This is a genomic window from Phocaeicola intestinalis, assembly GCF_014837065.1.
Taxonomy (GTDB): domain Bacteria; phylum Bacteroidota; class Bacteroidia; order Bacteroidales; family Bacteroidaceae; genus Phocaeicola; species Phocaeicola intestinalis.
The window spans coordinates 1-9,493 of the sequence record NZ_JACSPP010000020.1; the positions used below are offsets into that span (position 1 = coordinate 1).

Annotated in this window: 7 protein-coding genes and 2 tRNA genes; 7 read left to right on the plus strand and 2 right to left on the minus strand. The window is 47.9% G+C overall.

What is annotated here, in order from left to right; translation table 11 throughout:
- The first annotated feature begins 223 nt into the window (after positions 1–223).
- The 7 genes from pncB to H9625_RS08110 all read left to right on the plus strand — a co-directional run bounded on the left by pncB (position 224) and on the right by H9625_RS08110 (position 9,172).
- Positions 224–1,390 carry a nicotinate phosphoribosyltransferase gene (pncB, locus tag H9625_RS08080; RefSeq protein WP_087212658.1) on the plus strand — a complete coding sequence of 389 codons (1,167 nt, stop codon included), beginning with the start codon at positions 224–226 and terminating at the stop codon, positions 1,388–1,390.
- Between the two features lie 283 nt (positions 1,391–1,673).
- Positions 1,674–3,170 carry a 2-isopropylmalate synthase gene (locus H9625_RS08085; protein WP_013618797.1) on the plus strand — a complete coding sequence of 499 codons (1,497 nt, stop codon included), beginning with the start codon at positions 1,674–1,676 and terminating at the stop codon, positions 3,168–3,170.
- A 25-nt stretch (positions 3,171–3,195) separates the two neighbouring features.
- Positions 3,196–4,593, plus strand: coding sequence for a 3-isopropylmalate dehydratase large subunit (gene leuC / locus H9625_RS08090; protein ID WP_191763825.1), 1,398 nt, complete (start codon positions 3,196–3,198; stop codon positions 4,591–4,593).
- Positions 4,594–4,689: 96 nt separating this feature from the next.
- A complete protein-coding gene (leuD, locus tag H9625_RS08095) occupies positions 4,690–5,286 on the plus strand; it encodes a 3-isopropylmalate dehydratase small subunit (RefSeq protein WP_087250812.1) in 597 nt (198 codons plus the stop codon).
- Between the two features lie 232 nt (positions 5,287–5,518).
- Positions 5,519–7,045, plus strand: a complete 1,527-nt coding sequence (locus H9625_RS08100) for an alpha-isopropylmalate synthase regulatory domain-containing protein (RefSeq protein WP_191763827.1) — start codon at positions 5,519–5,521, stop codon at positions 7,043–7,045.
- 110 nt (positions 7,046–7,155) lie between these two features.
- Complete coding sequence (leuB, locus tag H9625_RS08105; protein WP_013618801.1) at positions 7,156–8,217, plus strand: 3-isopropylmalate dehydrogenase; 1,062 nt, start codon at positions 7,156–7,158, stop codon at positions 8,215–8,217.
- Between the two features lie 133 nt (positions 8,218–8,350).
- A complete protein-coding gene (locus tag H9625_RS08110) occupies positions 8,351–9,172 on the plus strand; it encodes a tetratricopeptide repeat protein (RefSeq protein ID WP_087396979.1) in 822 nt (273 codons plus the stop codon).
- A gap of 67 nt (positions 9,173–9,239) precedes the next feature.
- Here H9625_RS08110 and H9625_RS08115 read toward each other — a convergent pair.
- Positions 9,240–9,312 (minus strand) — tRNA-Gly (locus H9625_RS08115).
- A 25-nt stretch (positions 9,313–9,337) separates the two neighbouring features.
- Positions 9,338–9,410 (minus strand) — tRNA-Gly (locus H9625_RS08120).
- Between the last annotated feature and the right edge of the window lie 83 nt (positions 9,411–9,493).

Here is a 9,493-nt window from a genome sequence, read left to right on the forward strand (position 1 = left end):
CGAACAGAGAAGTTAAGCTTCGTCACGCCGATGGTACTGCGTAACAGTGGGAGAGTAGGTAGCCGCCGTTTTGGGATCCTTCCCCGGTCTGATGTCCGGGGGAGGATCCCTTTCTCTTTTTGAGATTATGCATTTCTTTTTTATTTCAGATCGGCTATATAATATTTAAGGTGAACTTGCGGAACAATGAAATAAATTGTATCTTTATGCCAAATTGGAAGTTATGGTTATAAAGACAGTTTTGGATACAGATTTGTATAAGTTTACCACCTCGTATGCTTATATTAAATTGTTTCCGTATGCGATGGGAACGTTTAGTTTCAAGGATCGCGATGATACGGAATACACAGAGGGTTTCTTGAATGCCTTGAAGAATGAGATTCATAATCTTGCTTTGGTGTCTTTGCGTAAGGAAGAATTAGAGTACATGTGTTCGCATTGCCGGTTCTTGCCCCGGGTATATTGGGAATGGCTTTTTTCCTTTCGTTTTGATCCGGATAAGATTCATTTGTATTTGGACGAAGAACGCCATTTACACATGGAAGTTACGGACTTATTATATAAGGTAACACTGTATGAAGTGCCTTTGCTGGCGATTATTTCAGAAATAAAGAATCAGTTCTTAAACCGTATACCGGACCGTCAGGACATCATAGCCCGTTTGTCTGGAAAAGTCAGCTTGTCTAATACGCATCACATGCCTTTTTCTGAATTTGGCACCCGCCGCCGTTTTTCGTTTGATGTACATGAAACAGTCGTTGCCTATTTGAAAGAACATGCCCGCTACTGTACGGGAACTTCCAATTGTTTTCTTGCCATGAAATACAACCTGCTTCCGATGGGGACCCATCCGCACGAATGGTTTATGTTTCATGGTGCGCAATTCGGTTACAAGCATGCCAATTATATGGCTTTAGAGAATTGGGTAAATGTGTATGACGGCGATTTGGGTACAGCTTTGTCGGACACATATACGTCAGATGCTTTCCTTTCGAATTTCAGCCGCAAGCAAGCCAAGCTGTTCGATGGGGTACGGTGTGATTCCGGGGACGAGTTTGAGTTTGTAGAACATCTGATTGCCCGGTATAAGGAATTGGGGATTGACCCTACTACGAAAACCATTATTTTCAGCAATGCGCTGGATTTTGAGAAAGCGCTTCATATTTTTGAATATTGCCAGGGGAAAATCCGTTGTTCTTTTGGCATCGGAACGAATCTGACTAATGATACAGGCTATACTCCTTCTAATATCGTGATGAAGTTGTCGCGTTGCAAGATGAATGTAAACCAAGAGTGGCGCGAATGTGTGAAACTGTCTGATGATATGGGAAAGCACATGGGAAGTAGCAAAGAATTGGATGCTTGTCTGTATGAATTGCGCTTAAAGTAGGCTTAAATGTGTAAAATTGTTGCTGAATTTGATAAAAAACTTTCATTCTATTTTGTTTTATCGAAATAATGTCTACCTTTGCATCCGTAAAATAAAAAAAGAAACAGATGAATGCATTGTTTATACATATTTTGCTATGCGGTTTGATTATTCTATTGGTGAAGCCAGTGGGAAGCAAGGCGCGTGCGTAAATGTATAACGGTACAAGATATATGTAAAGCCTTTCCCACTTCTATGTGCGAAAGGCTTTTTGTTTGAATGACGATTAAAGATAATAAATGCTATGAGTGAAAGATTGTTTATTTTTGACACGACCTTGCGCGACGGGGAACAGGTTCCCGGATGCCAGTTGAATACGGTTGAAAAGATTCAGGTGGCAAAACAGTTGGAAGCGTTGGGTGTGGATGTGATTGAAGCCGGATTCCCGGTTTCCAGTCCGGGTGATTTTAATTCGGTGATTGAGATATCAAAAGCGGTTACGTGGCCTACCATTTGTGCGTTGACTCGTGCCGTGCAGAAAGATATTGACGTGGCAGCCGAAGCTTTGAAGTATGCCAAGCATAAACGTATTCATACGGGTATAGGCACTTCCGACTCGCATATCAAGTACAAGTTCAACTCCACGCGTGAAGAAATCATCGAGCGTGCGGTGGCTGCCGTGAAATATGCCCGCCGCTATGTAGACGATGTGGAGTTTTATGCCGAAGATGCCGGACGTACCGACAATGAATACTTGGCACGGGTGGTTGAAGCGGTTATTAAGGCGGGAGCCACGGTGGTGAACATTCCCGATACTACGGGGTATTGCCTGCCGGATGAGTATGGGGCTAAAATCAAGTATTTAGTCGACCACGTGGACGGCATTGACAAAGCTGTCATTTCTACCCACTGCCACAATGATTTGGGAATGGCTACAGCCAATACCATCAGCGGTGTGTTGAACGGAGCCCGTCAGGTGGAAGTGACCATCGACGGTATCGGAGAACGTGCCGGCAATACAGCGCTCGAAGAAGTGGCAATGATTTTGCGTTGCCACAAGCATCTGAACATTGATACCAACATCAATACCCAGAAGATTTATCCTACCAGCCGTATGGTTTCCAGCCTGATGAACATGCCCGTGCAGCCTAACAAGGCGATTGTGGGACGGAATGCCTTTGCACACTCTTCGGGTATCCATCAGGACGGTGTGTTGAAGAACGTGCAGACGTACGAAATCATTAACCCGAAAGACGTGGGAATCGATGATAATGCGATTGTACTGACTGCCCGGAGCGGACGTGCGGCATTGAAGCATCGTTTGCATGTGCTGGGTGTGGAAATGAATCAGGAGAAGCTGGACAAGGTGTATGAGGATTTCCTGAAACTTGCCGACAAGAAGAAGGATATTACCGATGACGATATTCTGGTGATTGCAGGTGCCGACCGCAATGTGAATCATCACATCAAGCTGGAATACTTGCAGGTGACCAGTGGGGTAGGCGTGCGTTCGGTGGCAAGCCTGGGCTTGAATATCTCGGGCGAGCATTTCGAGGCCGCCGCTACCGGTAACGGGCCGGTGGATGCTGCCATTAAGGCGGTGAAACAGATTATCAAACGTCAGATGACCTTGAAAGAGTTCACCATTCAGGCAATCAGTAAAGGGAGTGACGATGTGGGTAAGGTACACATGCAAGTGGAATACGACGGACAGATGTATTATGGCTTTGGTGCCAATACCGATATCATCGCGGCTTCAGTGGAAGCGTATATCGACTGCATTAATAAATTCAGAAAATAACGGAACGAGATAACATTTGAAACGTATGGCTAATACTTTATTTGATAAGATTTGGGATGCACACGTGGTGCAGAAAGTGGAAGACGGTCCCACGCAATTGTACATCGACCGCCTTTATTGTCACGAAGTGACCAGTCCGCAGGCATTTGCCGGCATGCGGGCGCGGGGATTGAAATGCTTCCGTCCGGAACGGATTTATTGCATGCCCGACCATAATACGCCGACACACGACCAGGACAAACCTATCGAAGACCCGGTTTCGAAGGCGCAAGTGGATGCATTGGCAAAGAATGCCGCCGATTTCGGATTGACTCACTTCGGTATGATGGACAAGCGGAACGGCATTATTCACGTGGTGGGTCCCGAACGGGGACTGACATTGCCAGGCATGACGATTGTCTGTGGCGATTCGCATACTTCTACACACGGTGCGATGGGAGCGGTTGCTTTCGGTATCGGCACCAGCGAAGTGGAAATGGTCATGGCTTCTCAATGCATCTTGCAGGCACGTCCGAAAACTATGCGCATCACTATCGATGGCAAGTTAGGCAAAGGCGTGACCGCTAAGGATGTAGCCCTTTACATGATGTCGAAGATGACCACCAGCGGGGCTACGGGATATTTCGTAGAATATGCCGGCGAAGCGATTCGGAGCCTGACGATGGAGGGACGTCTTACTTTGTGTAACTTATCTATCGAAATGGGTGCCCGTGGTGGAATGATTGCTCCCGATGAAGTGACTTTCGAATACATCAAAGGACGTGAATATGCGCCGAAGGGAGCAGATTGGGACAAGGCTGTCGCATACTGGGAAACCCTGAAGAGCGATGATGATGCGGTGTTCGACAAAGAAGTGCGTTACGATGCAGCCGATATCCAGCCGATGATTACTTACGGAACCAATCCCGGTATGGGGATGGCAATCACCGCTCACATTCCTGTTACGGAAGGAATGAGTGACGTAGAGAAGGCGTCTTTCGAAAAGTCCCTGCATTATATGGGCTTCCAGCCGGGAGAACCGTTGCTGGGCAAGAAAGTCGATTACGTGTTCCTCGGCGCTTGCACCAACGGCCGTATCGAAGACTTCCGTGCTTTTGCATCTATCGTGAAAGGGCGTAAGAAAGCGGAGAACATTACTGCTTGGCTTGTGCCGGGTTCGTGGATGGTGGATGCGCAAATCCGTGAAGAGGGGTTGGATAAAGTGCTTGAGGAAGCAGGCTTTGCTATCCGTCAGCCGGGATGTTCGGCTTGTCTGGCGATGAACGATGACAAGATTCCCGCAGGCAAATATGCCGTATCTACCAGCAACCGTAATTTCGAAGGCCGTCAAGGTCCTGGCTCACGCACGTTGTTGGCAAGTCCGCTGACCGCAGCCGCCGCAGCCGTAACGGGAGTGATAACAGATCCGAGAACATTAATGTAAGTTTTTGAGTTTGTAAGTTCGTGAGTTTATAAGTTTCCCATAATTTATTGAAAAACTCAAAACTTAAGAACTCAAAAACTAAATAACTAAGAACACATGAAACAGAAATTTGATATAATTACCAGCACTTGTGTGCCTTTACCGCTCGAAAATGTAGATACCGACCAGATTATACCGGCACGTTTCCTGAAGGCCACTACACGCGATGAAAAATTCTTTGGTGATAACCTGTTCCGCGATTGGAGATACAATCCGGACGGTTCGCTGAACAAAGACTTTGTATTGAACAATCCGACATATAGTGGGCAAATCCTGGTGGCAGGCAAGAACTTCGGAAGTGGTTCCAGCCGCGAACATGCGGCGTGGGCGATTGCCGGTTACGGCTTCCGTGTAGTAGTATCCAGTTTCTTTGCCGATATCCACAAGAATAACGAATTGAATAATTTCGTGCTTCCGGTGGTGGTCAGCGAAGGGTTCCTGAAAGAACTGTTCGACTCTATCTTTGCCGACCCGAAGACGGAAGTAGAAGTAAACCTTCCTGCCCAGACCATTACCAACAAGGCGACAGGCAAGTCGGAAACCTTCGAAATCAATGCCTATAAGAAGCATTGTCTGATGAACGGGCTGGACGACATCGATTTCCTTGTAGAAAACAAGGATAAAATCGAGGCTTACGAGGAAGAACACAGATAACACGTTATATTTTTCACCACAGATTACGCAGATTTTTTCTGTTTATAATTAATATTGATAAAGATTAATGAATATCCTCATAGATAAAAGGAGTTAGAAGGGAGTTATGCCTTCGGCAGGAGTTAAATGCCAATAGCACAGAAGTATTGGCTTCTTAACTCCTTGCCGGCTAAATGCGGACATTTATAAAAGATTAAATCTGTGTAATCTGTGGCGAGTAAAAAAAAGTTTTATGGAAAATCATCCGAGAATAGAAATCATGGACACCACGCTCCGCGATGGCGAGCAGACCAATGGCGTGTCGTTCGTGCCCCATGAAAAATTAATGATTGCCCGCTTACTGCTTGAGGACTTGAAAGTCGATCGTGTGGAAGTCGCTTCGGCACGGGTGTCTGAAGGGGAATTCAATGCGGTAAGGATGATATGCGACTGGGCGGCGCGGCGGAACATGCTTCCGCGGGTCGAAGTGTTGGGTTTTGTCGACGGCCACGTGTCGGTCGACTGGATTCACGATGCTGGATGCAGGGTCATTAACTTGCTTACGAAAGGCTCGGAGAAGCATTGCACGTACCAGCTGAAGAAGACTCTTGACGAGCATATCGAGGACATACGGGCGGTGGTATCGTATGCGCACGAACGGGATTTGGATGTCAACGTGTACTTGGAGGACTGGAGCAATGGCATGAAAGATTCGCCTGCTTATGTCTTTGGGCTGGTCGACGGCTTAAAGGATTGCGGTATCCGTCGGTTCATGTTGCCCGATACGTTGGGCATTCTCAATCCGCTGCAGGTCATTGAGTATATGCGGAAGATGAAGAAACGTTATCCCGACCTGCACTTCGATTTTCATGCGCACAACGATTACGACCTTGCCGTGAGCAACGTGCTGGCGGCTGTGCTGAGTGGGGTGAAAGGACTTCATACCACCATCAACGGTTTGGGCGAACGGGCGGGCAATGCTCCCCTTGCCAGTGTGCAGGCGATTTTGAAAGATCATTTCCATGCCGTGACCAATATCGATGAAAGCCGTCTGAACGATGTGAGTCGGGTGGTCGAGTCGTATTCGGGTATGAGCATTCCCGCCAACAAGCCGATAGTGGGCGAAAGTGTTTTCACGCAGGTGGCAGGCGTGCATGCCGATGGAGATAATAAGAATAATCTTTATTGCAACGATTTGCTTCCCGAACGTTTCGGCAGGGTACGTGAGTATGCTTTGGGAAAGACTTCGGGCAAGGCGAATATTCGCAAGAATCTGGAAAGCCTGGGCTTGGAACTGGACGAAGATTCGATGCGGAAAGTGACCGAACGTATCATCGAATTGGGCGACCGGAAAGAACTGGTGACACAGGAAGATTTGCCCTATATCATCAGTGATGTGCTGAAACACGACGGAACGCAAAACAAGGTGAAACTGTTGAGCTATTTCGTCACCCTTGCTCAAGGATTGAAGCCGATGGCTACGCTCAGCATCGAAATCAACGGCAAGGTGTATCAGGAAAGTTCATCGGGCGACGGTCAGTATGATGCTTTCGTGCGTGCCTTGCGCAAGATATATAAGGGTACGTTGCAGCGCAAGTTTCCGATGCTGACCAATTATGCCGTGACCATTCCTCCCGGCGGACGTACCGATGCCTTTGTGCAGACCGTCATCACGTGGAATTACGAGGACCGTGAGTTCCGTACCCGCGGTTTGGATGCCGACCAGACGGAAGCGGCAATCAAAGCGACCATTAAAATGTTGAATATAATTGAAGAATAACAATCAGTTGACAAGGTACTAGTTAACTAGGTCTTGAATAGTTTTGTAAATGCTATATTAAACCTGGTCACCTGGTACCTGGTTTCCTGGTTACCTAAAAAAGAAGACCTATGGAATTTAAAATTGCAGTATTAGCCGGTGACGGCATCGGTCCTGAAATCTCTGTTCAGGGTGTCGATGTCATGACGGCTGTTTGTGAGAAGTTTGGACATAAAGTAAGTTACGAATACGCTATCTGCGGTGCAGATGCCATTGATAAGGTGGGCGACCCGTTCCCGGAAGAAACCTATCAGGTATGCAAGGATGCCGATGCCGTATTGTTCTCGGCGGTGGGCGACCCCAAGTTCGATAATGACCCTACGGCAAAGGTACGTCCCGAGCAGGGCTTGCTTGCCATGCGTAAGAAGCTGGGACTGTTTGCCAATATCCGTCCGGTGCAGACCTTCAAATGTTTGTTGCACAAGTCTCCTTTGCGTGCCGAACTGGTGGACGGTGCCGATTTCCTTTGCATCCGCGAGCTGACCGGAGGCATGTATTTCGGCGAGAAATACCAGGACAACGATAAGGCGTATGACACCAATTATTATACCCGTCCCGAAATCGAACGTATCCTGAAGGTAGGTTTTGAGTATGCCATGAAGCGCCGCAAGCACCTGACGGTAGTCGATAAGGCGAATGTGCTTGCATCGTCACGCTTGTGGCGTCAGATAGCCCAGGAGATGGCTCCTCAATACCCCGAAGTAACCACCGACTATATGTATGTCGACAATGCGGCAATGCGCATGATTCAGGAACCGAAGTTCTTCGATGTCATGGTGACCGAGAATACGTTCGGCGATATCCTGACCGACGAAGGTTCTTGCATCAGCGGCTCCATGGGTCTGCTTCCTTCGGCATCTACGGGCGAAAGCACGCCGGTGTTCGAACCCATTCACGGTTCGTGGCCGCAGGCTAAGGGGTTGAACATAGCCAATCCGTTGGCGCAAATCCTTTCCGTAGCCATGTTGTTCGAATACTTCGACTGCAAGGAAGAGGGTGCCCTGATACGCCGTGCCGTAGACGCTTCGCTGGACGCTTGCGTACGTACGCCCGAAATCCAGGCAGAAGGCGGAGCTAAGTATGGTACGAAAGAAGTTGGTGCATGGATTGTGAATTATATTAAAGAAGCGTAAAGTTATCGGATTGAAACGCAGATTAACGCAGATTTCCGCAGATTGTATTTTTTCTATTTTTATCTTTGCATGGTAAAAAGAATCCGCGGAAATCTGCGTTAATCTGCGTTTTACCCAAAAGAATTTCTTAAATATGCGAAGACTGATTATCATAGCGTGTGTCTGCCTGTGCTCGTTCGGACTGTATGCCCAAAACTATAACGAGCTGGTGGAAGAAGCGATGGCTTGTGCACAGAAGGACAGTTTGGTGCGTGCCGAACAGCTTTTCCGCGAAGCCTTGAAGCTCGACCCCAAGAATGCCCGCAACGCCTTGCTCTTTTCCAACCTCGGCACGGTCTTGAAGCGTCAGGGAAAGGCGGACGAAGCCATCGAAGCCTATACCATGGCGTTGAATATCACGCCATACGCTACGGCTATCCTTCTGAACCGTGCGGCACTGTATCTGGATAAAGGCTTGCTCGAAAAAGCATACATTGACTATTGCAACGTCATCGACCTTATTCCCGAAGAGAAAGAAGCACGCCTGTTCCGCGCCTATATCTACATGCAGCGTCATCAGTATAAGGAGGCGCGTATCGACTATAATGTCTTATTGGGCAAGGATGCGAAAAACAAGCCTGCCCGTATCGGGCTTGCCATGCTTGACCAGAAGGAAGGAAAGTTCATTGCAGCCCGTGACCGCCTGAATCTGTTGGTGGAAGAATATCCGCAGGATGCATCACTCTTGAAAATGCGTGCCAATGTGGAACTGGAGCAGGAATTTACCGATATGGCCTTGCTGGATCTTGAGGCTGCGGCAAAGCTTGACCCGAATGACGCTGACGTATATGTGATGATGGGCGACATTTATGTCCGCCAAAAGAAGAAACACCAGGCACGTCAGGCCTACGAGCAAGCTATTAAATTGGGTATATCAGCTCTTCAATTGGAAGAAAAGCTGAAAGAGGTCAGATGAACCCATATCTGGCTCTTAAGACATAAAAACGAAAGGAGAGACCGGGATAACCCAATCTCTCCTTATGAGCGGCAAACGAGACTCGAACTCGCGACCCCGACCTTGGCAAGGTCGTGCTCTACCAACTGAGCTATTGCCGCAATGAAACCCAAAATAACTAACGTGAGCGGAAAACGAGACTCGAACTCGCGACCCCAACCTTGGCAAGGTTGTGCTCTACCAACTGAGCTATTTCCGCAATGATGTGCCCAGAACAGGACTCGAACCTGCATGCCTCTCGACACACGCACCTGAAACGTGCGCGTCTACCATTCCGCCACC

Bases quoted from the DNA above. Each gene is read 5' to 3' on its own strand.
- H9625_RS08110 (WP_087396979.1), top strand. From the start codon at position 8,351: ATGCGAAGACTGATTATCATAGCGTGTGTCTGCCTGTGCTCGTTCGGA.
- H9625_RS08100 (WP_191763827.1), top strand. From the start codon at position 5,519: ATGGAAAATCATCCGAGAATAGAAATCATGGACACCACGCTCCGCGAT.
- leuC (WP_191763825.1), top strand. From the start codon at position 3,196: ATGGCTAATACTTTATTTGATAAGATTTGGGATGCACACGTGGTGCAG.
- leuB (WP_013618801.1), top strand. From the start codon at position 7,156: ATGGAATTTAAAATTGCAGTATTAGCCGGTGACGGCATCGGTCCTGAA.
- leuD (WP_087250812.1), top strand. From the start codon at position 4,690: ATGAAACAGAAATTTGATATAATTACCAGCACTTGTGTGCCTTTACCG.
- H9625_RS08085 (WP_013618797.1), top strand. From the start codon at position 1,674: ATGAGTGAAAGATTGTTTATTTTTGACACGACCTTGCGCGACGGGGAA.
- pncB (WP_087212658.1), top strand. From the start codon at position 224: ATGGTTATAAAGACAGTTTTGGATACAGATTTGTATAAGTTTACCACC.